Source organism: Paraburkholderia sp. EG287B (genome assembly GCF_040965595.1).
GTDB lineage: Bacteria > Pseudomonadota > Gammaproteobacteria > Burkholderiales > Burkholderiaceae > Paraburkholderia.
In genome coordinates, this window is the sequence record NZ_JBFRCG010000004.1 from 297,355 (window position 1) to 323,855 (window position 26,501).

A 26,501-nucleotide genomic window follows, 5' to 3' on the forward strand; every position below is an offset into this window, starting at 1 on the left:
TCCGCGTGGGCGATCAGAGACCGCTTACCGTCTTGACCGTCACCCACTGGCCGTTCTTCACCTGATAGACCGTGGACGAACCGTTCTTGAGCGAGCCATTCGCGTTGTACTCGATATGGCCGGTAATGCCGTCGAAGGCGATGCTTTGCATCTTCGTGCGATAGTCGTCGGGCTTGGTCGAATTGGCGGCCTGCATCGCCTTGATGGCGGCCCACGCCGCGTCGTAGCCGAACGGTGCGTACGAAAGCACGTCCACGCCGTACTTCTGCTTGAAGCGATCGGCGAACTTCGCGCCGACCGGCGTGCTGTCGAGCGGCCGGCCGTACTCCCACGCCATGGCGCCTTCGGACACGTCGCCCGCGAGTTTGACGAAGTCCACATCCTTCACGCCGCCGCCGCCCACGTACTGCGCCTTGATGCCGAGCTGGGCCATCTGTTTCATGATGCCGGCCGCCTGCGGGTTGAGGGCGCCCACGAAAATCAGATCGGGGTTCTTGCTCTTGATGTTCGTGAGCTGCGTCTTGAAGTCCGTCGCCTGGTTCGTCGTGTACTCGCGGTCGACGATCTCGCCGCCGTGCGCCTTGACGGCCTTCACGAACTCGTCGGCTTCGCCTTGGCCGAACGCCGTGCGGTCGTCGATGACGGCGATGCGTTTGGCCTTCGTCGTCGTGACCGCGTAGGCGCCCGCGGTGCCTGCGTTTTGCGCGTCGCTCGAGATCACCATGAAGATGTTCTTGAAGCCGCGGCCGCTGATGACAGGGTTCGTGGCGGCCGGATCGATGTCGGGCAGGCCCGCCTTTTCGTACAGCTCGGAAGCGGGAATGGTCGTGCCCGAGTTGAAGTGGCCGACGACGACCGAAACGCCTTCGTCCACGAGCTTCTGCGCGACCTGCACGCCCACGCGCGGGTCGGCCTGATCGTCTTCGGCGACGAGTTCGAACGAGACGGGCTGACCGTTGATTTTGACGCCTTGCGCCTTGGCGTCGTCGAGGGCCATCTTGACGCCGTTTTCCAGGTCCTTGCCGTAACTGGCGTTCGGTCCGGTGAGCGGCGCGGCAAAACCGATTTTAACGACGGTATCCGCGCGCGAGGCGAGCGGTGCAACAGCGAGAAGTGCTCCAACGGCAACTGCGATAGGGGTAAGAGTCTTCGCAAAACGCATGTTGTTTCCTTTGTCGGCAAGCATGGGTTCACTGCTGTGGCGTGCATACCGGCCGGGCGCGCCCGCGTTGTCTGCTTCGCGCGGTCGGCGGCCGGTTCACGACTCTCTTGTTCGCGTCGACTGCGGGTTGGGCTCCTCCAGAATGGGCGTGGAATCGATCGAACCGCCCCGCACGCAAGACGCCGGGGCGAGACGCTGAGAGCGACTATAGGAAGCCAATATCGCTTCGTCTTGACCGTTCACGACGGCTTCCATGCGCATTTCTGCATAGCCAGCCGAATCGGGGCAATCAGGGCAAGTACGCCCTGCCGGCGCGAAATAAGGCGTAATAGAAATGTAATCGACATGCGCGCCGGCTCCGGTAAAGTCCCGCCATCACGCGCAATGCAGCACAACAATGACATCACGCCTGTCACGACGAGAATTCATCAAACTGACGATCGCGGTCGGCACGACCGTCGCGTCCATCGATACGAGCCCTGCGGCCTTCGCGAGCGCCGCGCCTTGCCGGCTCACGCCCGAGCAGGAAGTCGGCCCTTACTGGATCGACGGAGACCTCGTGCGTCGCGACATCCGGGAGGGCAGGGCGGGCTTGCCGTTGACGCTCGATATCGCGCTCACCGATGCGAGAACGTGTGCGCCGCTCGTTGGCGCCGCGGTCGACATATGGCAATGCGATGCGATGGGCGTCTATTCGGGCTACACGAAGATGGAACTGCCGCCCCCGCCCGATTTCGATCCGAAGGCGCCCGGCCGCCCGTCGGCAGGGCTGCCCCCTGGTCCGCCGCCCATGACGCCGCCCACGCTGCGGCCCACCGATCACCAGACCTTCCTGCGCGGCATTCAGCACACCGATCGCGCGGGCATCGTCACGTTCGAGACCATCGTGCCGGGCATCTATCCCGGGCGCACCAACCACATCCATTTCAAGGTCCGCACGGCAAGCGCGTCGCAACCGCAGCGCACGCACGTTTCGCACGTCGGCCAGGTCTTCTTGCCGGAATCGTTGATGGTGACGCTGATGCAACTCGATCCGTATCGCAGCCACGCGATCCAGCGGACCACGCAGAGCGAAGACCCGGTATTCGTCGATCAGTCCGGCTCGTCGATGATCGCAAGCGCGCGCCCTATTGCCGTTGATGGCCGCTTAACCGGGTTGCGTGCACGCGTGAGTGCGGTGGTCGATCCCGATGCGCAGCCTCAGCCGGTCGAACCGCTTCCGGGGCTTCCCGCGCGCTGATCGAGACCGCACCGGGAGAGTGGCTGCGAAGCTGGCCCAGGAGGCGCTGATAGACTTCTCACATGCGACACGGGAGAAGCGATCGTGGGTGCGTTCGAGCGTGTTTTGATGCGAGCATTCGGTCGACCCGAAGGCATCCTCGGCCGGCTCGGCGGCACAGTCATGGCAAGGCTGAACCAGCCGTGCGCGGCCTGGGTGATTGGCCTTCTCGAGATTCGGCAACACGACCGCGTGCTTGAAATCGGCTTTGGGCCTGGCGCGGGTATTCAGCTTCTCGCTGCAGCGGCACCCTCGGGGCAAGTTGACGGCATCGATCCATCACAGGAAATGCTGGCGCAAGCCACAGCCCGGAATGCCGTTGCAATCGCCCGCGGCCGGGTCGGTCTGCGAATCGGCTCAGTGGAGCGGTTGCCATTCGAAGACAGCACCTTCGACAAGGTGCTGGCCATCAACTCCATGCAGGTCTGGCCGGACGCCGAAACCGGCCTGGCCGCGATACGGCGCGCCATGAAAGCCGGGGGTGCCGTCGCGCTCGGTTTCACCACTTATTCGGGCCAACAGCCGGGCGGATTGATCGAACGACTAACCGCCGCTGGCTTCGTCGAAGCGAAGCTGATCGAAACAGAGAAGGCTTTTTGCGTGCTCGCTGTCAAGCCATGAGCACACATAACGGACCAGGAGCAGGCGTCGGCCGCGTCCTTTCGGGCTCCTGAACGGCGCGAAGCGCATGGCACGACGCTCCACGCCGTCCCGGGGAGAGACGGCATGCTCCCCAATCGCCCAACCTGGTCAGACGAAAAGGGCTTACGACCCGCCAAAGAACACCGGCTTCATCCCAGTCGGGCTGGCCGGATGGCCCGTCTGCGACGAGCCGTTCATTGCAGGGCCGTAGCCGCTACCCTGGCCGGCGGCGCTAGCGTCGGCGGCCGGCATGCCGGAGGGAAAGTCGACGGTATTCGCATTGGCCGGATTGAAGCCGGCTTGCTGAAGCTGGGCGATCTCGCCCTGCACTTGCGCGCGCGTCAGCCCCGCATCCGACTGCGCCAGCGATGCAACTGGCACAGCCATGACGGCGACCGCGCAAACTGTGTGGACTAGCGTCTTCATAATGGCCCGCCTCCGGGTTAGTGACACCGGCTGACTCGTGCTGCAAACGGCCCGCTCATCCGAACCCTGGTTCGACCCCTTGCCAGTCTTTGCAGCGCTAAAGCGTTATCGTTGTCGTCTATTCCGATCGTATGCGCGAGTGATCGTTTTGACCTCCATCATTTGATGGAGGCTCTCGAAAAGCCGCGGCGAATCGATACCCAGGGCGTTACTGCCGAGGCCTGCGGAACTGTGCCGCGAGACTGGCCAGGATGGCCAGTGTTCCCACCGTTTCCAACAAGGCGCAGAGCATGGTGTCCTCACTCATTAGCGATGCAGCAGCAGGGGCGCGTAGGTTTTCACGAAGAACGCCAGCGTGATGCAGGAGGTGACAAGCAGCGTGACGGCGCGGATGACGCGCGGCGGCGTCCGGCGCCCGATCCGGGCGCCGCTGTATCCCCCGATGATTGCGCCCACGAGCATGACCAGCGTCTCCGGCCAGTGCACTGCGTTGGCCACGATGAACGCAAGTACCGCCACCATATTCGCCGCACTGACCAGCAGCGTGCGCGGCGCGTTGAGATGCTTGATGTCGGAGTTGTCGAGCAGTCCCCATATCGCAATCATCATGATTCCGACCGCGCCACCAAAGTAGCCGCCATAGACGCCGAGCATGAACTGCACAGCCAGTACCGCGTTCGCGTGAATGTGCCAGCGTGCGCGCAACGCCTCGCCAATGCGCCGCCCGAACGCGAGCGCGATGGAAGCAACCAGAAGCAGCCATGGCAGCACGAACGTGAACGCTGCCGATGACGTCCACAGCAACAGCAGCGCGCCGGCAAAGCCGCCGCAGAGCGTCGTCGCCAGCAGCGCGCGAAGCGACACGCTGCCCACCGGGCGCAGTCCGTCGCGATAGGCCCACGCGCTGGCCAGGCCGCCCGGGAACAGCGCGACCGTGCTCGAAGTGTTCGCCTGAACCGGAGGCACGCCCGCGGCAATCAGTGCCGGCAAGCTGACGAACGAGCCGCCCCCTGCCAGCGCATTCATCGCGCCAGCCGCCAATCCAGCGGAAAAAACTAAAGCCATCGAGTTCATGGAAGCGATGTTAGTCGCCGCGCCGGCTTCTCACAATCTGGCATTTCCGGTGCTAGACTTCGGAAATTCCGAAGAGATGACACTTGATGCTATGCGCTTCGACTTGACGGATATGCGGCTGTTCCTGAGCGTGGTGGAATGCGGGAGCCTGACACAAGGTGCCCGCACGATGCATCTGGCGCTCGCCTCGGTGAGCGAACGCATTGCCAGCATGGAGGCGGCATTGGGTGCGCCGTTACTGGAGCGCAACCGCCGTGGCGTGCGCACGACCGCTGCAGGCGACGCGCTGGTTCGCCATGCCCGTTCGATTTTGGGCCAGGTCGAAATGATGCGCGGCGAACTGCGAACCTACGCAACGGGCTTGAAAGGCCGCATCAGGCTGCTATCCAACACCGCCGCCATGGCTGCGTTCCTGCCGCCGCAGCTTTGCCGATTTCTGGCCGCGCATCGCGACCTGTCGATCGACCTGGAGGAGCGGCCCAGTGCGGAGATCGTCCAGATCCTCGTGGACAGGCGCGCAGATCTGGGCGTCGTTGCGGACATAACGGACCTCGGCACGCTGCAGACGCATCTGATCGCCCGTGACCAGCTCGTCGTGGTCGTCGGCCAGTCGCATCGTTTTGCCCAGCAAGCGGACGTCGCCTTTGCCGATATCCTCGGTGAGCCCATCGTGGGCGTGGCGGACACGGCGCTCGAAACCCACCTCGCGGAACGTGCGTCGCGCCTGGGACGCCAGCTCGACTACCGCATTCAGTTGCGCAACATCGAACATGTGGCCATGCACGTCGAAGCGGGAATCGGCATTTCGATCCTTTCCGATGGGCTCGCCGAAAAACTGCGCAGCGACGTGGTCGTGGTGCCGCTGGCGGAGGCGTGGGCGACGCGGCGGCTGTATCTCTGTGCGCGCGACTTCGCCACCCTGACTCCGCACGCGGGTCTGTTCGCGCAGCAACTGCGGCAGGGCGCGCGGTAGACACGATGCATCGAGAGGACTCGCCGCGCGGCGCCCCATGTTGCCAATCACTCGACCGCGAGCGTCGATTTCAACCCAACCGCATTCGCGAGGTTGTAGACGTTCGGCGACGTCGCCATCACCGCCTCATGCACTTGCGCGAATTGCTCCTTCGTACCGTCTCCCCTGATACGAACGGTGTAGCGCAAACTCTCGTAGCCGTTCGCGATCTGCGGGTCGAGTCCGAGAAATCCCGTCAGATCGATGTCGCCCTCGGTTTCGATCTCGAGCGATTGCAGTGTGATCCCGCGAAGGGCGCATTGCGCGACATAGCCCACCGTCATGCAGCGTTCAACGCCGCAATAAGATGCTCCTGAGGATTTGCGAATCGATTCGAACCGCCGAGTTCGCAAGGCTCGTCGATATCGATCGTGAAACGGCGCGGCACCTGCTGGCCACCTATTGAAAATCCTTCGACCGCCGAGCGACTGCGCGTCTGGCCCAGCCAGGCAGTCGCGACTCGCCAGCTAGTCCCTGCTCTTCGGAGACGAGCCGATCGAGCACCTGCGCGAAATGGGGATGATGCATGCCGGAATGGATGTACTGCCAACGGTATGCGTGATGGAAATTCGCTTCGATCGAGGCGGCTTCGGCCTCGCCGAAGGCACGCCCGCAGTTCGCAACGAAATAGCGCGAAACCGCTGCCGCCTGCACGCGCAAAATGCCGTCGATCGCAACCACCAGGTCAATGAATTCATTGACCGCATCGTCGCGCGCCGCTTCCGTCAGCGTGGCGTCGTGCCGTTTCCATTCGAGTTCGTCGAGAATCGCGTGCTGACTCTCTTCCTTCCAGTGAATGCCCCGTTCAGAAACACGGCGCCGCTCAGACGAACAGCGCGCAGTACATCGGAGACAGCATCCATGGATAGCTCGCGTGAAATGCGCTTTCCCGGGCGAGAAATCTGGCGCCGGTCGTTCGTCGCCATGGCCGAGCGCTACATCTTATACCCGCGAATTCATTTGATGACAGTCTCCTTACTGATGATTTCGCCATGCTTAATGAAGCACTTCGCGTGTCTCCCAGCGAACTGATCGCGTGCTTGCTTCATCAGGATGACCTGGCGTCATTGAGGGCGTCCGGCAACGGACACGCGACGCGTCGGCGAGAAGTGGACGATCGGTCAAGAAAGATCGACGTCCGGGCAGGAGGGCAACGGCTTGCCGCAGGCAGAGTTCGTTACAGGAAGGAACATCGCTGATCAGCCTCACGCGTACTTCGCAATCAACCCTTCCTTGGAGCCTGGAAGTTAGTCGCGTTACCCATGCACGAATCGGTTCACGCACCGTGAGTCGCCGCTTCGGGCAATACGATAGCGTGAGATACCGATGAAACGCCTGATTAGCCGTGCGATGTACCACCCGATCATTGCGTTATCCGTTTTCTATCTGGCCGAAGTCATGCATCACGTCGACAACAGCGTCTTTGGCGCGCTGCCGGTTCTGGCCGCGAAAACGACCTCGCGTGTTTTAAGTGCGATCAGTCGCGATAGTGGATCGACTGGGTAAAACGCACTCGTACGCCCAAAGCTGCCGCCGGATCGACGTTCTACTGACGGGCGGATAGTGGTCGGATTCTGCCCTTTATCATGCGAGGCACTTCCGAGGCGATCTGGCCCGATTCGCGAATATCGCAATCGCAGACACGCAATGATGCGTGGTCAAGCAAGCACTACCCCTGCAAGGAACGTCGCGAAGTAGTCGTCGTCCAGCCATCCTGAAACGTGCTTCGACGCTTCGATGCGCCGGATTTCGCTCTGTCCTTTATCCGTCAGGACGGCAATCTGTAATGTGGGGAGATACTTCGTGCTGGGGGGAGGTTTCTGGTCCACGATCTGGATCAAACCGTGCGAGCGAAGCAACGTGAAGATTGCCGGTCGCTTGTGCCACGGTATTTGTCGATGCAAAGCAAGTCGAAGAGCTTCTAGTACAGCGCCATTGTTGAATTCCATGAGGATCCTTCTGGTGTTCGACTGAAACGTCCTGCTGGCTCTGGGTAGCTACAGTAGCACATGAAGCGGTTCTGTACGATGACACACCAATACGGAACCTTTCATGTCCAGCGATGATGCCGGCGCGGCGCGCGGCACCGCTACGTTATTCAGCGGTGTTCACAGCGATCTTCTTGACCATCGAAGCTGCGCGGAGAAATCAGCGCGGTAACCGCTAAAATTGCGGTTTTAGCCCGGAATATGCCAATGTCCTTTGCCTCGCTTGGCCTGATCGAACCCTTGCTGCGTAACGTGCAAGACCTCAATTACCAGACACCTACGCCGGTGCAGGCCAAGGCGATTCCTGCCGTGCTCAGTGGCAAGGACGTCATGGCTGGGGCACAGACCGGCACTGGCAAAACGGCGGGTTTTGCGCTGCCGCTGCTGCAACGGCTGGTGCAACACGGCCCAGCGACGTCCAGCAACCGCGCGCGCGTTCTGGTGCTGGTGCCCACGCGTGAACTGGCTGAGCAAGTGCTGCAAAGCTTTATCGCTTACGGCAAAGGCCTCGACTTGCGATTGCTGGCCGCCTACGGCGGCGTGAGTATCAACCCGCAGATGATGAAGCTGCGCAAAGGCGTCGACGTGCTCGTTGCCACGCCGGGCCGTTTGCTGGATCTCAATCGCCAGAACGCCGTGCAGTTTGATCAGGTGCAAACGCTGGTGCTGGACGAAGCCGACCGCATGCTGGATCTGGGCTTTGCGCGCGAACTCAACGCCGTCTTTGCTGCGTTGCCGGTTCAGCGCCAGACCCTGCTGTTCTCCGCCACATTTACCGACGATATCCGCGCCATGGCGGCGGGCATTCTGCGCAGCCCCGTCAATATCAGCGTCAGCCCGCCCAATGCCACGGCCAGCAAGATCAAGCAGTGGGTGGTGCCGGTGGATAAAAGGAACAAGCCTGACCTCTTCATGCACCTCGTGGCCGAGAACAACTGGGAGCACGCGCTGGTGTTCGTCAAAACCCGCAGTGGCGTCGATTATCTGGCGGCCATGCTGGATGAAGCGGGCTATGCGGTCGACACCATCCACGGCGACAAACCGCAACCCGCGCGCCTGCGTGCGCTGGAGCGCTTCAAGACGGGCGAAGTCAATATGCTGGTGGCCACCGATGTGGCTGCGCGCGGGCTCGATATCGACGACCTGCCGCTGGTGATCAACGTCGATCTGCCGATCGTGGCGCAAGACTACGTGCACCGTATTGGCCGTACCGGCCGCGCGGGCGCCAGCGGCGTGGCGGTGTCGCTCGTGTGTGCCGACGAAGCGCCGCAACTGGCCGCGATTGAAGCGCTGATCCGGCAAACGCTGCCCCGTGAAGAAGAGCCGGGTTTTGAAGCCGAACACCGCGTGCCGCAAACCAGCGCGACGGGCCAGCTCATCAAGAAACCCAAAAAGCCCAAGAAGCCCAAAGTGCCGCAAGCTGCGCCGGGCGCGATGCAGGTGCCCGGCAAAAAACCACTCCCGCAGAGCGGGGAAAACAAGCGCAAGCCTGCGGCGCAGCGCGTTGTTGCTGCGGGTAAGGACACAAGTTTCACGAGCGGTAGCCCATTCAGCGTGCAGAAGCCGCGCAGCAAACCCGCCACCAAGCCAGCTGCGGGTTCACGCAAGCCGGCTGGCAAACCCGCTGGCGGCCGCGGTAAACGCCAACCCTGATCCGTTGGGATGAGCAACGCCGGCACAACCGGGCTCAGCGCGGCCAGTGCCTGCGAGAGACGACAGCGAAGCTTACGGCGATCGCACCTGCCGCCGCGCGAAGCGGTGCCTCGTGCGTCACGTCGCCGAAGCGAGAACGGCAAGTGCGCCCTTTGCGCGAATCGGAGTTGCTGATCAGGGGCGTATTGGATTCGCTGTCGACCGCCGGGTTGCCGGTGGCCTCGGATTCAGGGGCTGCATGGGGGCCGTCAGCCGGCAAGGTTCGGAGTGGCATTGCGGATGATTCTCGAGAAGGACATGTCCATATTGAACTCCCCGCCAATCGATCAGTAAAATGAATGTTCTTACCAGTACGATTACTTTTCCGAATGGAACTGAAATTACTGAGGACGTTTCTGACGGTGACCGAGCTACGCCATTTCAGCCGCGCGGCGGATGCGCTGCATATGAGTCAGCCGGCACTCAGCAAGCAGATCGGTGCATTGGAGGTGAGCCTCGGTGGCAGGCTGTTCGAACGCGGTCGGCACGGTGCGCAGCTCACGCCATTCGGCGAGACGTTCCTGTCCGATGCACAGGCGCTCGTACGCGACGCCGATGAAATCCTGTTGCGCGCGCGAGAAGCGAGCAGCGGCCGGCACGGCCATCTGCGCCTCGGAATCTGCCTGTCCGTACTGACGATTGTGCCGAAGCTCATCGCCGATTTTCGAGAGCAGCATCCCGCTGTCACCGTCACCCTCAGCGACCTCTCTTCCGCCGAGCAAACGCGCCGTCTTCTGGCGGGCAAGCTGGATGCCGGCTTCCTTCGCTTGCCCGCCGCGGATGGTCTCTCGTCGTTCAAAGTCGTAGACGAGGGACTTGCACTCGCATTGCCGCCGCACCTTCGGTACACACGCCTTCCGGCGAATCTCGACGCGCTCAATGAAACCGGCTTCATCTCGCTAGTGCGTGCACGCGGGCCGGGGCTCGCTGCATAGATCGACCGATGGTGCATCGAGCACCGCTTCGTGCCGAAGGTGACGCAGCAGGCCGAAGACATCCAGTCGGTCCTGACTTCGGTCGCCGCGGGCGTGGGCATTGCGTTCATTCCCTCTCGCGCACGACACCTGCTGCGGGATGCTACGGTACTGCCGCTTCATGGCAAAAACGCGAAGTGGCGCGTGGGACTCACATGGCCTTCCATGCGCGAAGATCCGGTTACGGCGCGCTTTGTTGCATTCTTGCGCGCCGCAATGAAAGGCGCGTAATGGCTGCGCCGCCGTTCTTAGAACTTGTGTACCAGGCCGACCCCAATGCCGCGCGTGTCGCTGCCGGGAGCGACCGTCAAGCCCGAATACGCGGTGCCGGAGAGCGTGTATTGCGCCTGATTCCGGTTCTGGAGAAAGCCGGCCGCGGTATAGAGTTCGGTCGCTTTGGACAGCGAGTACTCGAACAGCAGGCCTAACTGCTGCGCGTTGTTGCCCTTGCCGGTGCGATCGTGCAGGTAACCGTACATCAGCGATACCAAAGCAAATGGCGAGACCTGGTACGAGTCCGATACCTGGTAGACCTCGTGCTGCATGTATTTCGGCGTATTCGTCAGATTCTCCGTGTGGTACGCCAGCCAGATGCGGTTGGACCCGATCGCGTACGATGCGCCCGCGTTGAACACGGTAAATACCGCGCCAGGACCCGCGGCAGCGCCGCCCGCTAGCGTATAGCTCCCGCCCGCTCCGACGGCTGGCTCGTCTCCTCGTTCATAGCCCGCCGCCACATTCAACGGCCCGTTGATGTACTGGATGACCGCGTTGTAGAACCCGATGCCGTTGCCCGACGTCGCCGGATCGCGCAAGGCCACCATAAATTTGGCATTCAACCCGCCAAACGTGGGCGTGTAGTAGGAGATAGCATTGTTCGCGCGGATGATCAGGCCGTTGAAATTATTCATGGGCGAAGCAATGCTTTTAACCCAGCTCGGATCCATTGCCGCCTGGAGCACATCGTATTGCGGCGAGTTTTGCAGGCCGAAGCGCACTTCCCCGAAGCCACCGGACATGCCGACGTACGCCAGTCGGTTGAAGGCCTTGGTCGAGTCCGTCGCTGCACCCGTCTGTCCGGAGAAGGCTTGCTCCAACTGGAAATTGACGTGCAGCCCGTTGCCGATATCCTCGCTGCCCTTAAAGCCGTAGCGTGTCGAGAAGAGTCCGCCGGGTACGGCGCGGACCGCCGAATTGCCGCCGCTCGAACTTTGATAGACGAAGCCATTGTCGAGCACGCCATAGAGCGTGACCGACGACTGCGCGAACGCGTAAGGGGCGCACGCGCAGGTCAGGACTGCGCCGGATGCGAGAGTGATAAACCTCTTCATGCGGAATCTCCATTGCATCGGTATACCGGTGCTTTTATAAATATTTGTCTGGTACGTACTGCTAATATGTAAGGCCATACCGTGGTCGATCGGGCGTGCCGATACGCCCCGATAGGCCACGGTATTACGGATGGAGGGTTGATTTCGATGCGGCCCGTCGAGTGGCGGTCTGTCGAATCGAAGGCCGATGATGGCGGGACAAGCTAACGGCCATACGTGGTTTCGCTGTTCAATCTGATCTCCGTTGATTGCATGTTCCTTTGCGTGATCGATGTGGATTCCGGCGATAGACGCATCGAATATCCTTCGGCAAGGTTAATTGCGCGCAAGGCGGTGGGTCCATGTATAAAACTTAGATTGAATGGTATTTTTTTACTTTCATTCGGACCGGGTAAACCAGTATCGGTTCGTCGAATTGCGCGCAGGCGCTGCAATTCACCGGACGGTGTACGGAAGAGAAAAATTTGCGAATGGTTGTGCGAAAAACGTCTGGCCGAGGGCAGTGTCGTCGCCGTCTTACAGGGCTTTTCGCACGGCCTATAGCCGATGCTCGGCAACCACGGTTTCGAATTCCACCCGATAGCGCCGTGCAAGTGCGGATGCGGTTTCGCGCAGTGATTCGCGATCGGTCGCCAGTGCATTGGCAACCGCATCGGCAAGATTGGCTGGATTCACAATGCCCGCGAGACCCGCTGCTTCCCATGTCCGCACATAAGCCGCATGCTTGCTTGCCGCGAGAGAATGATCAGGATGACTGATATTGACGCGAGGCAGCGCGTAGGCCATCGCAACGATGCGACCGTGCAGGCTGCTGCCGCAATAGATGCGGCTTCCAGCAATCAGCGCACAGATGTCCCAGACGTTGAGCGAGGCAAACACGCGAACGTGAGCCGCGCGCAGTCGAGCCGCGAGCCGCTCGTACACCGCGAGGTCGTCATGCCAGGGAGCGGCGCCCGCGCGAAACAGCACAATCCCCAGGCCGTACCCGTGCGCCGCGAGTTCGAGCTGGGTGGCGAGCGTATCGAGCGTGGCATCGTCGCCGAAGTCAGCGCTGAATTGCACGGCTGCATAACCGCGCGGGAACGCCTGCCGCACATCGCGCAGTGCGAGGGCCGCGGCGTGCCGGCGTATTGCCGTGCCGAACAGGACCGCCGTCATCGTGGCGGGGTCCGGTATCAGGCGGGCTGCGATGCCCCGTTGCGCGAGCAGCGCCTGGGTTTGACGGTCGCGCACGCTCACCGCGTCCGCGGATCGCAGTGCGGCGAGCACGTCGGCGCCCAACTGCGCATTGCGCGCATCGAGATCGACGCCGCCCACCGCGTTGAACGAGAGATGCCTCACGCGCACGCCCGGCAACGCGGACTTCGAAAGCACATACGGCGCGAGCGATGCTACGCCGACATGCCGAAGCGCCCATGCGCGCCCGTCGCGCAGCCATGTATCCTCGGCGGCGATGAGCGCCCGCACGCGCTGCGGCGGTGCGAGCATCACGGCGGCCTCCCACGCATTGCAGGTCAGCAACTCGCCGCCTGCGTGGATCACGTTCACCGGGCGGCCGCGCGCGAAAGCGGCGATGCACGCGAGTGCGACCGTAGCTGGCCCGCCATCGCCACGCGGATCGCGCGCGGCGAGCCCGGCGAACAGCAGTTCGCGGCGTGGCAGCATGCGCGTTGCCACCAGCGCGATCAGCAGGTCGCCGAAGTTGTGCCGGTCGAACGCGCCGAAGATCACCGTGGGCGTGGAAGCCATGCGGGCCTCAGGTCGTACTTCGGTTCAATATCCGCCAGTCCCATTTTCCGATTCATACTGCGCCGCAGCATAAAGTGGGGCCGCAAGTCAGGCCGCAGCGTGCCGCTCCCCATACTGACATAAGGAAACCTTAAGCATTCTCGGGGAAACTGTCGGCCTTGCCGACGTGTTTTTCCTGCGTATGAGAACGGTCTACTCCGAACTGAAGAGCGCGCGACTGCGCCCTACATCCAGCCGCGTGGCCGTGCTGAAGGTATTTCATGACGCGCCGCACGAGCATCTAACGGCCGACCAGGTCTTTCGCCGCATCGCAAAAGATGTGGAGCAATGCAGCCTGGCGAGCGTCTATCGCGCGCTTGCGCAGCTGATGGAATCGTCGCTGCTCGACAGCACTTGGGTTGGCGAAACACGCGTGGTGTACGAGCTTGGGCGTGGCGCGCCGCACGCGCACCTCGTGTGCGAGAGCTGCAAGACCGTGGTGGACATCGACGAGCCGATGCTGCAGGAGCAGCACGCCGCCATCGCGGCGGCAAAGCGCTTTCGCTATACGCATTCGAGTCTCGTCGTTTTCGGGCTTTGCGCCCAGTGCGCCGCGGCTTCGTCGTGAACCGGCGCATGGCCGGCGCAAAATTCAGAGCGTGACGACCACCTTTCCGAACGGCTCGTTCGACTCCAGATAGCGGTGCGCCTCGACGATCTGCTCGAAGGGGAACGTCCTCGCTATGACGGGCCGTAGTGCCTCCGCTTTCAATCCGTCCAGAATGAAGGCTTTGGCGCGCAGTTTCGATGAACGATCGCTTCGTCGATCTGGCCGACGACGGCTACGACCTCCCGATCCGTACCGGAGCGTTGGAGGACAGCGCCGATCTCGTCGCGCGCCGCGTGGCGCGGCCGCGCATGACGGTGTGCGGTTCGCCCTGGCTTTCCTCCGCGTGCCCGCGCGCTTCACCTTCTCCTCGGCCTTGTGCACGAGCGCCTGCACCGTCGGGTGATCGAACTGGCCCGGCACGCCAAGGCTCATCGAAAGATCGAACGAGGCGATCGCTGCCACGTCGATGCCTGGCACCGCAAGAATCTCATCGAGCCGCTCGATGGATTGTGCGTCCTCGATCGTGATGATGTTGAGCAGTTCCGAATCCGTGCCGAACTTCGTACGTTTTCCATACTAGTCGAGCATGCGCGCGTTGCCCGGTTTTCTCCGGCAATGGTTCCCAGAAGCCTTCCGAAGGCCGGGTGGCGCATTTACGCCAGGGCTTGCCTGCTTCGTGCGTGCTCGCGCAAGCAGCTTGAGCGCACCGCCGCCCCATACCGGCTACCATGACATCCCGCCTGCAGTCTCGCACTGACTCGCAACGACTCGCGCGGCGAAATAACCGGAATACAGGAGCGAAAGAAAATGCTTTTCCGCAAGACGATGTTGGCCGTAGCCGCATTCAGCGCCGTGCTGGCCAGTGCCAGCGCGCATGCCCAGATCGCGGGCGCACAGCCCTTGAGCGTTTCGGTCGAGCAGTCGCAGGCGCTGCTCGAAGGCTGGAGCGTGAAGAAGAGCGTACTCGGCAAGCCCGTTTATAACGACGACAACGTGAAGATCGGCACCGTGCGCGACCTGATCGTGGCGCCGGACGGCTCGGTTTCCGCGGCCATCGTTTCGGCGGGCGGTTTCCTCGGCGTCGGCTCGCACGACGTGGCCGTGCCCATCGCGTCGCTCGACGTGCGCCAGGGCAATCTCTATCTGCCCGGCGCGACCAAGGAAGCACTGAAGGCCACGCCCGCGTTCCAGTACGCGAAGGTCGAATCGCCGCCGAAGCCGAAGAAGGTCGAGAAGCAGCAGTAAGCCTTCAGCCGTCGCGATTCAGCAGCCGCACTTCCAGTCCGGCTGCTGCAACGCCATGCCGTGCAGGCCGCGATATTCCGCGACGGGCGGCGACGACCAGCCTGCCAGCAGCGCGGGCGCCAGCCGGTAGATCTCGATGCCGAGCGGCCGGCAGACTTCCAGCGGGTCGCGTGCATCGGGTCCCCACATCGGCAGCGAAAGATCGCCGCCGGGGCAGGTGGAAAGCGCGCACAACAGGTCGATCTCGGCGAAAAACTCGAGATAGTCGCCCTTCTTCGCCGGGCAGGCCTTCATGAAATACTTGTCCTCGAGATTCAGGCCCGTGCACTGGAACACGTTGAGCACGTCGTGCACGTCGTATTCGGTGAGCCCGTACGGCGCGATGGCGCGCGTGAGGTTCGAGTGACAGTGAAAATGAAAGTCCTCGCCGGTCAGCATGCGGTTCACGTAGGGGTCGCAGCGTGTGCCGAGCAGGTCGTGAACACGTCCGCCGTGCTCGTCCACGCCGTAGTCGGCGAGGCTGTCGTCGGTGATGGTGACGAGCGGGCGCAGGAAGGGTAGCGTCGACCACAGGCGGTCGAAGGTGCTCACGTGCGCCTGCTGGAGCTGGCGCGTGCGCGATGCCCACATGCGTTCGCGCGGATCGTGCCGGTTCCACAGATTGAGGTCGGCCACCTGCGGGCCTTCGATCGTCACGATGCGGAACACGTGTCCCGCGGGCACGCTCCACGCTTGCCCCGAGCGTATCGGCACGACGATCGATTCGATTAGCTCGCGCTGATCCTTCTCTTCGGCGATGCGGCGGTAAAAGGGCTTGTTCACGTCGAGCGCGGAGCCCTTGGTCGACTGGTAGGCGGCGGGATAATTCAGCATTGCCTCGTACTCCTGTATGAAACGACCTGTGCCCGCATTCGCGATGCCGATGGCGCTCAGCGCAGCGTTAGCGGGATGTCTGCTGGGGAGTATAGGAATCGCGCAACGGTAAGCCAAAGATTGTTCAACGATCGCAAGGCTGGGGACTCGCGGACTCTTTTGCGTGTTCGGGGCTACCCGCCCGTGCGATGCCTTCGTGTACAGTTCGCTTACTCCATGACCGCGGCGCCTGCTTCCGAGGCGCGCGCAGCCCAACGAGACGCGACGGTACATGATCAGACTGGAAGACCTCGTCATCTTTATCAGTGCGGCGGACAACGGGAGCCTCTCGGCCGCCGCACGTCAACTCGATCTCACGCCCGCGGTGGCGAGCGCGGGCCTCAAGCGCCTCGAAACCGAACTCGGCACGCGCCTGCTCGCACGCTCCACGCGCAGCCTGCGCCTCACGCCGGACGGCGAGCGCTACCTCGAATACGCGCGCGGCGTCATGGAGCAGGTGGAGGCCGGCCAGAACGCCGTGGCGCATGGGCGCAAGATGATCGGCGGCATGGTGTCGCTGTCGATTCCCTCCGACCTCGGGCGCAACGTGCTCGCGCCCTGGCTCGACGACTTTCAGGCGCAGCATCCTGCCGTGTCGTTCCAGGTGCATATTGGCGACCACGTGACCGACATGTTCCGATCGCCGGTTTCCGTAGCGGTCCGCTACGGCGTGCCCGAAGATTCCACCCTCGTGGCGCTCCCCCTCGCGCCCGACAACCGGCGCGTGCTGTGCGCCTCGCCCGGCTATTTCGCGCGTCACGGCAAGCCCGCGACGCCCGCCGATCTCTCGCGCCACAACTGCCTGCGTTTCGCCCTGAGCGACACGCTGCACGACCGCTGGACCTTCTACCGCGGCGACGAAGCGAGCGTCGTGAACGTGCACGGCAACCGCAGCAGCGACGACGGCGAACTCGTGCGCCGCTGGGCCGTGGCGGGGCATGGCCTTGCGTACAAGTCGCGTCTGGACGTGCTCGCCGATATCCAGGCGGGCCGCCTCGAAACCGCGCTCGATGCGTTTCAGGGCGAAGGCGCGCCGCTGCATCTCGTCTGCGCGCACCGCACGATGCTCTCGCCGACCGTCAACGCACTGCGCGATTGGCTGCGCGATCGCATCGCCGCGTTTCTTGCCTGACGTGTGATTGCGCAGTAGGTCCGCCACCCGGCCCGACCGCCATCGGGCATGCCACCATTCGTCGTTCCCGCCGCCTCCGCCGCTCGATCGGCACTCGATCTTCAAAGCAGCGTTGAAGCTGAATTCGCCGTTTGCCGCTAGGCGCGCCGGACGCACTGGCCGATTATTCATACCAACACGAACGGCACGGAGGCTCGAATGATCGTCGCGATAGGCCGCTTTTACCTGCGCGCCGACAAGATTTCGCACTTCGAGGCCGCCTGGCTGCGCGTATGCCCGCTGCTCACGAACAAGCCGGGTTATCGCGGGCACCGCCTCGGTCCGCAGTGCGAAGATGAAGGCTGCTACGTGCTGGAAGTGGAATGGGACTCCCTCGACGCACAGAGCGCGTTCATGATGCACGGCGATTTCCAGACCTTCCTGCACGCGCTGTGGCCGTACTTCTCGGCCGACCCCGACCTCTATCACTTCGCGCCGCTCGTTCAATCAAGCCGGTTTCCCGCAATTTGACTGTCTGGAGGTATTCACGATGAAAGCGATTGGTTATTACCGCAATCTCCCCATCAGCGACCCCGAATCGCTGATCGATCTCGAACTCCCCGAGCCGCAGCCGGGCCCGCGCGATCTGCTCGTTGAAGTGCACGCGGTGTCGGTCAACCCGGTCGACGTGAAGGTGCGCGCGAACAGGGCGCCCGAAAACGGCGAGCCGAAAGTGATCGGCTGGGATGCGAGCGGCGTCGTGCGCGCCGTGGGCCGGGACGTGACGCTCTTCAAGCCGGGCGACCGGGTGTGGTATGCGGGTTCGCTGCTGCGCCCGGGCACCAACAGCGCATTGCACGTCGTGGACGAGCGCATCGTGGGCCGCATGCCGCAAAGCCTGAACTTCGCCGAGGCGGCGGCGCTGCCGCTCACCTCCATCACGGCGTGGGAGTTGCTGTTCGACCGCCTCAAGGTGCCCGAGGGCACGGCGCCGTCCGGCGACTCGCTGCTCGTGATCGGCGCGGCGGGCGGCGTGGGCTCGGTTCTCGTGCAGTTGGCGCGCAAGCTCACGGGCCTCACGGTGATCGGCACGGCGTCGCGGCCCGAAACGTCGAAGTGGGTGAGCGAGCTGGGCGCGCATCACGTCATCGATCATACGAAGCCGCTCTCGCACGAGCTCGAGCGTATCGGCATGCAAGGCGTGGACTATATCGCGAGCCTGAATCAGACCGACCGTCACTTCGACGAGATCGTCGCCTCGATCAATCCGCAGGGGCATCTCGCGCTGATCGACGACCCGGAGCTGTTCGACTTCCGCAAGCTCAAGATGAAGAGCGTGGCCCTGCATTGGGAGTTCATGTTTACGCGCTCGATGTTCGGGACGAAAGACCAGATTCGCCAGCATGATCTGCTCGACCGCATGGCTTCGCTCATCGACGAGGGCGTGCTGCGAACGACCCTCAACGAGAGCTTTGGGACCATCAACGCGGCAAACCTGCGCCGGGCGCACGAGCTCGTGGAAACCAACCGCTCGCGCGGCAAGCTCGTGCTCGAAGGGTTTTAAATCGCGCCGATCGTTACTCAACCGCGCGGTCGAACGCACAATCGGCCGTGCTCGCGAGCCTGACGAACGGGCCGCTCAAGGTGCGGTTGTGGTGCTCGATGATCGACGCGGCGCGTAACACGGGCGTATCCATGGTCGTGTGGGCGTCAGCGACGAGCAGCGCGTGAAAGCCAAGGTCGCCCGCGGCGCGGCAGGTCGAGTCCACGCAGTACTCGGTCTGCATGCCCGCGATGACGAGTTCGCCCACGTTGGCGCACGCGAGCCTTGCCGCGAGATCGGTGCCGGTAAAGCAACTGGGGCGGCGCTTCTCGAACACGCCGTCGATGTCCGGGTCGATGGCGAGCGCCGGCAGCAATTGCGTGAGCGGACTGCCCGGCTCGATGGGCGAGCCCGGCGGGCCGACGTGACGCGCGGCGAAGACCGGCGCGCGCGCCTTGCGCGCCTCGGCAATCAGCTGCCTGATATTGGCGAGTACGCGCTGACCTTCAAACGGTGCGTTAGGGCCGTTGAACAAGCCTTCCTGCATATCGATGACGAGCAGGGCGCGAGCGAGGCTGGACATGATGGTTCTCCGCTAGTTGCGCCCGCAACGCACGGAGAAACGACAAGGCCCCGTCCATTGCTGGCGGGGCCTTGTGATCGAGACGAAATCTAACGTACGCGCACCGAACTCACGACCCGCCGGAAGCGGTCGTGGTAGTCGTCGTGGTGAGGATGGGCGCGTTCATGAGGACGATCATGCAGGAGGCGGCCTGAGGCGTCAACCGTGTTGCGCGCGTTGCCTGCACGGCTCGACGGCAAGCTACGCCGTCGAGCGTGAGCGCATCAGCGTGAAGTGTCGGGGCGCTTCCAGTGGGCGTTGGCGTGCTTGTCCGTAATGCGGACCTTCGCCAGCAGCGGCTTATAGCCTCTCAGGACGATCTCGCTGATCGCGAGAAGCTCGGAGCGAAAGATGTTCTCGGCGAATTTGCTGCCGTCCGCGAACTCCAGGGCGTAGCCATCGATTGGCCCCCATTGGCCTCTCGGTAACGGTTCGATATAGACGTCCATCATCAGTCTCCATTGATTAACAAGCGAATAAGAAGCGTCATTGGATTCAGTCTATCGCAGTGAAAGACGGCTTCCCCGCGGGTTTTTGGCGACGCAATTTCCTTGCTGTTCAATGGTTTACGTGATGTCTTTCACGATAAGAGAAGATCTCCTTCGATGTGCAATTGCTGGCCGGCGTCGGGAAATGCGGAATTTGCACACACCGGGCGCGCATTGCACGATATGAAAGCGCGAGCGCGCATTCACAATTCATTCCTCTTCGCGCGGCGCCGGTTCGCCGAGATCGATCTCGTCCATGCCCTTGTTCAACTGATTGAGGAAGTGCACGAGCGAAACCTTGTCGTCGAAGCGAAAGCTCGCGAGCGCCTGGCGATAGAACTCGTAGATCTTCGGCTGCAGGCTCTCCCAGAACACCTTGCCCTGGTCCGTGAGCACGACCTTTTTCGCGCGCCGGTCCACGGTGTCGGCCACGCGCAGCACATGCTCGTCGCGCTCCAGACGCTTGAGCACGCCGTCGAGACTCTGGCGGCTCACGACGAGATAGTCGGCCAGTTCGGAAAACGACATGCCCTCCGCAACCTGCGGTCGCGACAGCGCGCCGAGCACCGACCACTGCACGGTCGTGATGCCGAGCGCCTTGGTCGTCTGCCGGTCGAGCGTGTTGCCCGCCTGGAACAGCCGGAAGAACAAGCGGTTGTGAATCGACGAGACGGATTGATCGTACGAAGGGTCGTTCTGGGTCATGGGCGCCTTTCGGTCGCCGCGCGAGTGCGGCGGGCAATGAGACAAATACCTGATACGAAAATAGTGAAGGGAAGTGGACGCGCCGTCCATTTGGGCAATACCCCTCCTCGTACCCTCAATATATATCATGATGTTGACGTAATTAGGGGCCTCGCCTAGAGTGTGGAAACGACGCACGAGAATATCAAGAGACATCCCCATGGCGACCTACGACCGGCTTTTGACCCCGCTTCGCGTTGGCGCGACGCTGCTGCCCAACCGCATGGTGATGGGCGCGATGCACACGCGGCTCGAAACGCTCGACCATCCGCATGAGCGCCTCGCCGCGTTCTATGCGGCGCGCGCGGCCGGCGAGATCGGCCTGATTCTGAGCGGCGGGTTCTCGCCGAACGCCGAAGGCGTGATGGAGGCGGGTGGCCCGCTCTTCAATCGCGCGGAGCAGGTCGACGAGCATCGCGCCGTGACGCGCGCGGTTCACGAGGCGGGCGGCAAGATCGTGCTGCAGATCCTGCACGCGGGTCGTTATGCGAAGGTGCCGGAGTGTGTGGGGCCCACGGCCGCCAAGGCGAGAATCAATGCGCACTCGCCGCGCGCGCTCAGTACTCAGGAAGTGCGCGCCACCATCGACGACTTCGCCCGCACGGCGGCGCTGGCGGTCCAGGCCGGCTACGACGGCGTGGAGATCATGGGCTCGGAAGGCTATCTCATCAACGAGTTCACGGCCGCCGTCACCAACGCGCGCGACGACGAATTCGGCGGCGACTTCGCAGGCCGCATCCGCTTTGCGCTCGACATCGTGCGCGCCGTGCGCGCGCAAATGGGCTGCGAGCCCATGCTGATCTACCGCATCTCGTCCATCGACCTCGTGGATGGCGGCATGAGCGGCGCCGAGATCGCGGCGTTCGCGAAGGAGATCGAAGCGGCCGGCGCGGGTCTCATCAACACGGGCGTAGGCTGGCACGAATCGGCAGTGCCGACCATCGCGGCATGCGTGCCGCGCGCGGCCTGGCGCGACGCGATTCGCAACGTCAAAGAGGCGGTGTCGATTCCGCTGATGGCGTCGAACCGCATCAACACGCCCGAGGTCGCGGAGGAACTGATCGCCTCCGGTGTGGCCGATCTCGTTTCGATGGCGCGCCCGCTGCTCGCCGACCCGGACTTCGCGAAGAAGACGCGGCTTGGCATGGCCGACGAAATCAACACCTGCATCGGCTGCAATCAGGCCTGCCTCGACCGCATCTTCACGGAACGCACTGCGACTTGCCTCGTCAATCCGCGCGCGGGGCGCGAGATCGAGTTCGCGCCGGGCAAGGCCTTGCAGCCCAAACGTATCGCGGTCGTGGGCGGCGGGCCTGCCGGCATGGCGTTCGCAATCAACGCCGCCGAACGTGGCCATACGCTCACGCTGTTCGAAGCGCATGCGCGGCTGGGTGGGCAGCTGAATCTGGCAAAGGTCGTCCCCGGCAAAGCCGAGTTTCACGAGATGCTGCGCTATTTCGAGGTACGGCTAAAGCGGCTGGGCGTGACCTTGCGGCTCGGGCAAGCCGCAACGGCCGATGAACTCGCCAGCGAGGCGTTCGACGAGATCGTCATCGCCACCGGCGTCACGCCGCGCGTGCCCGATATCGTGGGTGTCGATCATCCGAAGGCGGTGTCGTATCTCGACGTGCTCGCGGGCAAGGTCGAAGTGGGCGCGCGCGTGGCGATCGTCGGCGCGGGCGGCATCGGCTTCGACGTGGCCGAGTATCTGCTGGGCGATGCGCAGGAATCGCTGGACCGTGGCGTGTTTTTCCGCGTGTGGGGCGTCGATCCCGCGAATGCGGATGCGGGCGGTCTCACGCGTAGCGACGCTCATGGCGCGCCGCGCCGTAGCGTTCACATGTTCCAGCGCAAGGAGGAACCGCTCGGCAGGGGTCTCGGCAAATCGACGGGATGGATCCTGAAGGCCCGCTTGCGCAAGGCCAACGTGATGATGACGTCGGGCGTGACCTATGACGCGATCGACGACGAAGGTCTGCATTATCGCGTCGATGGCAAGCCGCATGTGCTTGCCGTCGATCATGTCGTGCTGTGCGCGGGGCAGAATTCGAACCGGACGCTCTACGATGAACTCGTCGCCCGCGCAGCGAAACCGAAGGTGATAGGCGGCGCTGATGTCGCCGCCGAACTCGATGCGTTGCGTGCCATCGATCAGGCCACGCGGCTCGCGATGACGATGTGACGACGCCGCCGGCGCGCGCTAGCCCGCGCGCTGGTTACGCGCTGGTTACGAATACGCCTCGTCCGCGAGCGGCGCGCGCTTGCGGGTGTCGCGAATGAAAATTGCCGAGAGCGCCGCGCCGGTGAGCGCAACCACGCCGGCCAGCGCGAACGCGGTGGCGAACGAGCCGCTGCGCTCCACCAGGAAGCCCGTCACGGCCGGTCCGATCACGCCCGAAAGACTACCCACGCAGTGCATGCAGCCGCTCACGCTGCCTACCCTGGCCGAATGGACGACGTCCTGCACGATCGCCCAGTAGAGCGCACCCGTCGCATAGAGCAGGAAGAGCGCAACGGACATCAGCGCGATGGCCGCGACAGCGGTATGCACGAGGCCGGCAACGCCCACGCACACGCCCGTCGCCGCGAGGCAAGTGGACAGGACGAGCTTGCGTGAGAGCATGAGCTTGCCGGTCCAGCGGAAGATCGCATCGGAGATCGCGCCGCCCGCCGCGAGACCGACGGTGCCCACGAGCCAGGGCACCACGGTGGCGAGGCTCATCTCGCGGATGTTGAGGTGATGCGCCTGCACGAGGTAGCTGGGGAACCAGCTCAGAAAGAAGAACAGCACGTAGTTATAGGCGAAGAACGCCACGGCCGCAGCGATCACCAGCGGCTGGCGCAGCCATGCCGAGAGCGGCAACGAGGCGGCACTGTCGGGCACCGTGTGGGTCGCGTGCGCAACACCCGGTCCACGCCGCGCGGGCTCGGCTTCGTCGAGCGTGCTGACGAAGCGGCTCTCCGAAGGACGGTCGGCCGTGAGCAGCATCCACGCGACGCACCATACGAGGCCGATCGCGCAGATGATCCAGAACGCCGGGCGCCAGCCGAAGCTGATCGCGAGCAGCCCGATAATCGGACCGGCAATCGCGCCGCCAAGTGGCGAGCCGGCGCTCAGGAGTCCCATGGAAGTCGCTGCGATGTCGTGCGGCATCCAGTTGTTGACCATCTTGTTCGCGCCTGCGCAGAGCGGCCCTTCGGCCATGCCGAACAGCACGCGCAGCACGAGCAGGCTCGCGAAGCCCACGGCCACGGCCGTGAGCCCGCAGAAGATCGACCACAGCCCGACCGCGAGAACATACACGATCTTCGGCCCGAGCTTGTCGCTCGCGAGGCCGCCCACGAAGTTGAACAGCGCATAGCCCACGAAGAAGCTGCTGAACACGATGCCCATCTGCGCCGCATCGATGCCGAGGTCCTTTTGCACGAGCGGTGCAGTGATCGAAAGCGCCACCCGGTCGAGGTAGTTGATGCCGTAGACGAGGAATAACAGGAAAACGGTTATCCATCCCATCGTGCGTTGTTTCATGTTCTGTCTCCAGTCCTTATAGATATGGGCGCGCGTGCGGCGTCAGGCCGGCGCGGGGCAGGTCAGCAGCGCGTTCGTGCCGTGCCGGCGCAGCGCTTGCAGATGTCCGGCGAGCCGCTCGGCGAACGCCTGCGGCCACGGCGTTGCGCCAAATACGCTCGTGTGCGAGAGGGCGGCCTGCACGGTGTCGAGCGTCGTGCTCGCGCCGCGCAGCTTCGCGGCGAGCGCGGGGGCGCCAGGATCGCTCACCACGAGCGACGCGCCCGTGTCGCTGCGTTCGGTCGCGAGGTAGTGCAGCCAGGCGGCGAGCGCGCGTTCGAGATGGGGGCGCTCGATCCCGCGCACGAGGCTCTCGCGCAGCGCGGGTAGCCAGCGCACCGGCACTTTCTGCGTGCCGTCCGTCGCGATCTGGCTGGTACGGTGCGCAAGCGTCGGGTTGGCAAAGCGCGCCAGCAGGTCCTGGCAGTACGCATGAACGTCGAAGCCGGGCGGGACCGTCACGGTGGCGAGCAGGTCCTCGGTCATCAGCGCGCGCACGAAGGCGGCCATGGCGGGATCGTCCATCGCATCGGAAACGGTTTCGCGCCCGCGCAACTGGCCCACGTACGCAAGCGCCGAATGCGAGCCGTTCAGGAGACGCAGTTTCATGGCCTCGTAGGGATGCACATCGCGCGTGAGCAGCGCGCCCGCGTCTTCCCACGCGGGGCGCGGGCCGCTGAAGCGGTCTTCGATGACCCACTGGGTGAACGGTTCGCACACGATCGCGGCTTCGTCGCGCAGGCCGAGTTGCGCGGCAGCGGCGTCGAGCGACGCGGGCGTGGCGGCCGGTACGATGCGATCGACCATCGTGTTGGGAAACGCGATCGTCTCGCCGATGTGGCGCGCGAGCGCCGGGTCGAACTGCTCCGCATACTGGATCAGCAGTTTGCGCAGCGTGTCGCCGTTGGCCTGCATGTTGTCGCAGCAGACCACGGTGAGCGGCGCGCCGGCGGAGCGGCTGCGGATGCCCGCGGCGAGCACGCCGAGCGTGGTGCGCGGCGCATCGGGCGTCATGAGGTCGTGGCGGATGCCCGGGTCGCCGGCGTCCAGCTCGGCGCCGGCGGGCGCGAGGCTGTAGCCCTTCTCGGTCACGGTCAGGCTCACGATGGCGACGCCGGGATCGGCAATCGTGCCGAGCACCCGGTCCATCGCCTCGGGCGCGTAAAGCGCGCCGCGCAGCGCGCCGACCACGCGGCACGCCGCCGTTTCGCCGCTGCGCTCGGTCACCGAATAGAGGTGGTCCTGGGCGGCCAGCACCTGCGGCACGCGCCGCTCGCGCAGGCTCACGCCGACGATGCCCCAGCGCGTGTCGCCGCGCTCGAGCAGCGTTTCCGTATAGAGCGCCTGGTGCGCGCGATGAAACGCACCGAGCCCGAGATGGACGATGCCGGGGCGCACGCGCTGGCGGTCGTACCCTGGCTGGCGCACGGTCGCCGCGATTTTGGTTAGTGAGCGCTCACATAGAGGAGGTGTTGTCATTGCCATGTACCATGGTACTGATGCGAATGACCGAAGCTTAGTCCGATGTTTTATCTCGTTTTATCGGGGTTAACGCTATGGGGTGACCGTATGGCGCATTTGCTACCATGGTACAAACAGTCATCCGTTACCGACATGAGCCAGACCGTCATTGAACCGCAAGAGGACACTGTCCTCGCCGCACTGAGCGGATTCGTCGCCAATCCCGACGCTTCTTATCGCCCCCAGGTGCACGCCTTTCTGCGCGACGCCATCGTGCGCGGCACGCTGCCGCCGCGCGCAAGCCTTTCCGAAGCCACGATTGCCGAAGCGCTGCAGGTCAGCCGCACGCCGGTGCGCGAAGCGCTGGCGCAGCTCGCCGACGAACATCTCGTCAACATCTACCGCAAGGTCGGCACGATCGTCGCGCCGATCTCCGTGTCGCAGCTCGAAGAGGGACGCTTCGCGCGCAGCACGCTCGAATGCGCGAACCACGTGCAGCTGGCCCAGACCATCACGCCCGACCAGCTCGCGGAGTTCGGCCGGATCGTCGACGAACAGCGCGACGCCGTCGCGCGCGGCGACGTGGACCGCTTCTTCGATCTCGACGAGCTGATGCATCGCCGCCTGTTCGAATTCGCGGGCCGCGCGCACGTGTGGGAAATGCTGCAGCCGATGAAGCGCCAGTTCGACCGCGTGCGCTGGCTGCTGCTCGACCGCGTGGCGGACCACGCGCAGCGCGCGCTGCGCGAGCACGAGCTGATCCTTGCGCATATCGCCTCGCGCAACTTCGCGCAGCTGGGCGCGACGGTGGCGAGCCATATCGACCGCGTGGGCTCGCATCTGCCGGAGGTGCAGGCGCGCGTGCCCGACTATTTCGTCGAATGAAAGA

General features: G+C 63.7%; 26 protein-coding genes and 3 pseudogenes. 14 read left to right on the top strand and 15 right to left on the bottom strand.

The window, feature by feature from the left end; all coding sequences use genetic code 11:
- Window positions 1-13: 13 nt before the first annotated feature.
- A complete protein-coding gene (locus tag AB4Y40_RS08860) occupies window positions 14-1,162 on the bottom strand; it encodes a branched-chain amino acid ABC transporter substrate-binding protein (RefSeq protein ID WP_368687362.1) in 1,149 nt (382 codons plus the stop codon).
- A 397-nt stretch (window positions 1,163-1,559) separates the two neighbouring features.
- On the opposite strand from AB4Y40_RS08860, the gene AB4Y40_RS08865 reads away from it, so the two are divergent.
- Both AB4Y40_RS08865 and AB4Y40_RS08870 read left to right on the top strand, forming a co-directional pair.
- The gene (locus AB4Y40_RS08865) at window positions 1,560-2,402 is read left to right on the top strand and encodes an intradiol ring-cleavage dioxygenase (RefSeq protein ID WP_368687363.1); all 843 of its coding nucleotides are present in this window, start codon (window positions 1,560-1,562) and stop codon (window positions 2,400-2,402) included.
- An 84-nt stretch (window positions 2,403-2,486) separates the two neighbouring features.
- A complete protein-coding gene (locus AB4Y40_RS08870) occupies window positions 2,487-3,062 on the top strand; it encodes a class I SAM-dependent methyltransferase (protein ID WP_368687364.1) in 576 nt (191 codons plus the stop codon).
- A 144-nt stretch (window positions 3,063-3,206) separates the two neighbouring features.
- On the opposite strand, the gene AB4Y40_RS08875 is transcribed toward AB4Y40_RS08870, so the two are convergent.
- Together AB4Y40_RS08875 and AB4Y40_RS08880 are read right to left on the bottom strand one after the other, a co-directional pair.
- Window positions 3,207-3,509: a DUF4148 domain-containing protein gene (locus AB4Y40_RS08875; RefSeq protein ID WP_368687365.1), complete on the bottom strand. Its 303-nt coding sequence runs from the start codon at window positions 3,507-3,509 to the stop codon at window positions 3,207-3,209.
- Between the two features lie 306 nt (window positions 3,510-3,815).
- Window positions 3,816-4,583: a sulfite exporter TauE/SafE family protein gene (locus AB4Y40_RS08880; RefSeq protein WP_368687366.1), complete on the bottom strand. Its 768-nt coding sequence runs from the start codon at window positions 4,581-4,583 to the stop codon at window positions 3,816-3,818.
- 91 nt (window positions 4,584-4,674) lie between these two features.
- Here AB4Y40_RS08880 and AB4Y40_RS08885 point away from each other — a divergent pair, with 91 nt between their 5' ends.
- Window positions 4,675-5,556 (top strand): LysR substrate-binding domain-containing protein, encoded by an 882-nt coding sequence (locus AB4Y40_RS08885; RefSeq protein ID WP_368687483.1) that lies wholly within the window; start codon window positions 4,675-4,677, stop codon window positions 5,554-5,556.
- Between the two features lie 47 nt (window positions 5,557-5,603).
- Here AB4Y40_RS08885 and AB4Y40_RS08890 read toward each other — a convergent pair whose 3' ends face one another.
- Window positions 5,604-5,879, bottom strand: a complete 276-nt coding sequence (locus AB4Y40_RS08890) for an OsmC family protein (RefSeq protein ID WP_368687367.1) — start codon at window positions 5,877-5,879, stop codon at window positions 5,604-5,606.
- A gap of 235 nt (window positions 5,880-6,114) precedes the next feature.
- On the opposite strand from AB4Y40_RS08890, the gene AB4Y40_RS08895 reads away from it, so the two are divergent.
- Window positions 6,115-6,627 (top strand): hypothetical protein, encoded by a 513-nt coding sequence (locus AB4Y40_RS08895; protein WP_368687368.1) that lies wholly within the window; start codon window positions 6,115-6,117, stop codon window positions 6,625-6,627.
- A 294-nt stretch (window positions 6,628-6,921) separates the two neighbouring features.
- The gene (locus AB4Y40_RS08900; RefSeq protein WP_368687369.1) at window positions 6,922-7,101 is read left to right on the top strand and encodes a hypothetical protein; all 180 of its coding nucleotides are present in this window, start codon (window positions 6,922-6,924) and stop codon (window positions 7,099-7,101) included.
- A gap of 152 nt (window positions 7,102-7,253) precedes the next feature.
- Here AB4Y40_RS08900 and AB4Y40_RS08905 read toward each other — a convergent pair whose 3' ends face one another.
- Complete coding sequence (locus tag AB4Y40_RS08905; protein ID WP_324161960.1) at window positions 7,254-7,544, bottom strand: hypothetical protein; 291 nt, start codon at window positions 7,542-7,544, stop codon at window positions 7,254-7,256.
- Between the two features lie 246 nt (window positions 7,545-7,790).
- Here AB4Y40_RS08905 and AB4Y40_RS08910 point away from each other — a divergent pair, with 246 nt between their 5' ends.
- Both AB4Y40_RS08910 and AB4Y40_RS08915 read left to right on the top strand, forming a co-directional pair.
- Window positions 7,791-9,236: a DEAD/DEAH box helicase gene (locus tag AB4Y40_RS08910; RefSeq protein WP_368687370.1), complete on the top strand. Its 1,446-nt coding sequence runs from the start codon at window positions 7,791-7,793 to the stop codon at window positions 9,234-9,236.
- Window positions 9,237-9,604: 368 nt separating this feature from the next.
- Window positions 9,605-10,480: pseudogene (locus AB4Y40_RS08915) on the top strand (LysR family transcriptional regulator).
- A 17-nt stretch (window positions 10,481-10,497) separates the two neighbouring features.
- Here the strand turns inward: AB4Y40_RS08915 and AB4Y40_RS08920 are convergent.
- Both AB4Y40_RS08920 and AB4Y40_RS08925 read right to left on the bottom strand, forming a co-directional pair.
- Window positions 10,498-11,580, bottom strand: coding sequence for a porin (locus tag AB4Y40_RS08920; RefSeq protein WP_368687371.1), 1,083 nt, complete (start codon window positions 11,578-11,580; stop codon window positions 10,498-10,500).
- A gap of 537 nt (window positions 11,581-12,117) precedes the next feature.
- Complete coding sequence (locus AB4Y40_RS08925; protein WP_368687372.1) at window positions 12,118-13,329, bottom strand: polysaccharide pyruvyl transferase family protein; 1,212 nt, start codon at window positions 13,327-13,329, stop codon at window positions 12,118-12,120.
- Between the two features lie 181 nt (window positions 13,330-13,510).
- Between AB4Y40_RS08925 and AB4Y40_RS08930 the strand changes: the two genes are divergently transcribed.
- Complete coding sequence (locus AB4Y40_RS08930; RefSeq protein WP_028206271.1) at window positions 13,511-13,936, top strand: Fur family transcriptional regulator; 426 nt, start codon at window positions 13,511-13,513, stop codon at window positions 13,934-13,936.
- 24 nt (window positions 13,937-13,960) lie between these two features.
- Here AB4Y40_RS08930 and AB4Y40_RS08935 read toward each other — a convergent pair.
- Together AB4Y40_RS08935 and AB4Y40_RS08940 are read right to left on the bottom strand one after the other, a co-directional pair.
- Window positions 13,961-14,104, bottom strand: a pseudogene (locus AB4Y40_RS08935) (zinc-binding dehydrogenase); the annotation flags it as partial.
- Between the two features lie 165 nt (window positions 14,105-14,269).
- Window positions 14,270-14,458 (bottom strand): annotated as a pseudogene (locus AB4Y40_RS08940) (aldolase/citrate lyase family protein); the annotation flags it as partial.
- Window positions 14,459-14,725: 267 nt separating this feature from the next.
- Between AB4Y40_RS08940 and AB4Y40_RS08945 the strand changes: the two are divergent.
- Entirely contained in the window at window positions 14,726-15,163 is a 438-nt protein-coding gene (locus tag AB4Y40_RS08945; RefSeq protein WP_368687373.1) for a PRC-barrel domain-containing protein, read from the top strand.
- Window positions 15,164-15,181: 18 nt separating this feature from the next.
- Here AB4Y40_RS08945 and AB4Y40_RS08950 read toward each other — a convergent pair whose 3' ends face one another.
- Window positions 15,182-16,036, bottom strand: a complete 855-nt coding sequence (locus AB4Y40_RS08950) for an urea carboxylase-associated family protein (RefSeq protein WP_368687374.1) — start codon at window positions 16,034-16,036, stop codon at window positions 15,182-15,184.
- 271 nt (window positions 16,037-16,307) lie between these two features.
- Between AB4Y40_RS08950 and AB4Y40_RS08955 the strand changes: the two genes are divergently transcribed.
- The 3 genes from AB4Y40_RS08955 (at window position 16,308) to AB4Y40_RS08965 (ending at window position 18,750) form a co-directional block, all read left to right on the top strand.
- Window positions 16,308-17,207: a LysR family transcriptional regulator gene (locus AB4Y40_RS08955; protein ID WP_368687375.1), complete on the top strand. Its 900-nt coding sequence runs from the start codon at window positions 16,308-16,310 to the stop codon at window positions 17,205-17,207.
- Between the two features lie 198 nt (window positions 17,208-17,405).
- Window positions 17,406-17,717, top strand: a complete 312-nt coding sequence (locus tag AB4Y40_RS08960; protein ID WP_368687376.1) for an antibiotic biosynthesis monooxygenase — start codon at window positions 17,406-17,408, stop codon at window positions 17,715-17,717.
- 19 nt (window positions 17,718-17,736) lie between these two features.
- Window positions 17,737-18,750, top strand: coding sequence for a zinc-binding alcohol dehydrogenase family protein (locus tag AB4Y40_RS08965; RefSeq protein WP_368687377.1), 1,014 nt, complete (start codon window positions 17,737-17,739; stop codon window positions 18,748-18,750).
- A gap of 13 nt (window positions 18,751-18,763) precedes the next feature.
- Here AB4Y40_RS08965 and AB4Y40_RS08970 read toward each other — a convergent pair whose 3' ends face one another.
- The 3 genes from AB4Y40_RS08970 to AB4Y40_RS08980 form a co-directional block, all read right to left on the bottom strand.
- The gene (locus AB4Y40_RS08970; RefSeq protein WP_368687378.1) at window positions 18,764-19,312 is read right to left on the bottom strand and encodes a cysteine hydrolase family protein; all 549 of its coding nucleotides are present in this window, start codon (window positions 19,310-19,312) and stop codon (window positions 18,764-18,766) included.
- A gap of 263 nt (window positions 19,313-19,575) precedes the next feature.
- The gene (locus AB4Y40_RS08975; protein WP_042263805.1) at window positions 19,576-19,803 is read right to left on the bottom strand and encodes a hypothetical protein; all 228 of its coding nucleotides are present in this window, start codon (window positions 19,801-19,803) and stop codon (window positions 19,576-19,578) included.
- 246 nt (window positions 19,804-20,049) lie between these two features.
- The gene (locus AB4Y40_RS08980) at window positions 20,050-20,544 is read right to left on the bottom strand and encodes a MarR family winged helix-turn-helix transcriptional regulator (protein ID WP_368687379.1); all 495 of its coding nucleotides are present in this window, start codon (window positions 20,542-20,544) and stop codon (window positions 20,050-20,052) included.
- A 199-nt stretch (window positions 20,545-20,743) separates the two neighbouring features.
- Between AB4Y40_RS08980 and AB4Y40_RS08985 the strand changes: the two genes are divergently transcribed.
- Entirely contained in the window at window positions 20,744-22,765 is a 2,022-nt protein-coding gene (locus tag AB4Y40_RS08985) for an FAD-dependent oxidoreductase (RefSeq protein ID WP_368687380.1), read from the top strand.
- Window positions 22,766-22,810: 45 nt separating this feature from the next.
- On the opposite strand, the gene AB4Y40_RS08990 is transcribed toward AB4Y40_RS08985, so the two are convergent.
- Complete coding sequence (locus AB4Y40_RS08990; RefSeq protein WP_368687381.1) at window positions 22,811-24,112, bottom strand: MFS transporter; 1,302 nt, start codon at window positions 24,110-24,112, stop codon at window positions 22,811-22,813.
- A 42-nt stretch (window positions 24,113-24,154) separates the two neighbouring features.
- Complete coding sequence (locus tag AB4Y40_RS08995) at window positions 24,155-25,630, bottom strand: mannitol dehydrogenase family protein (protein ID WP_368687382.1); 1,476 nt, start codon at window positions 25,628-25,630, stop codon at window positions 24,155-24,157.
- A 135-nt stretch (window positions 25,631-25,765) separates the two neighbouring features.
- Between AB4Y40_RS08995 and AB4Y40_RS09000 the strand changes: the two genes are divergently transcribed.
- On the top strand, window positions 25,766-26,497 hold the full coding sequence (locus AB4Y40_RS09000) for a GntR family transcriptional regulator (RefSeq protein ID WP_368687383.1): 732 nt from the start codon (window positions 25,766-25,768) through the stop codon (window positions 26,495-26,497).
- Window positions 26,498-26,501 lie beyond the last annotated feature (4 nt).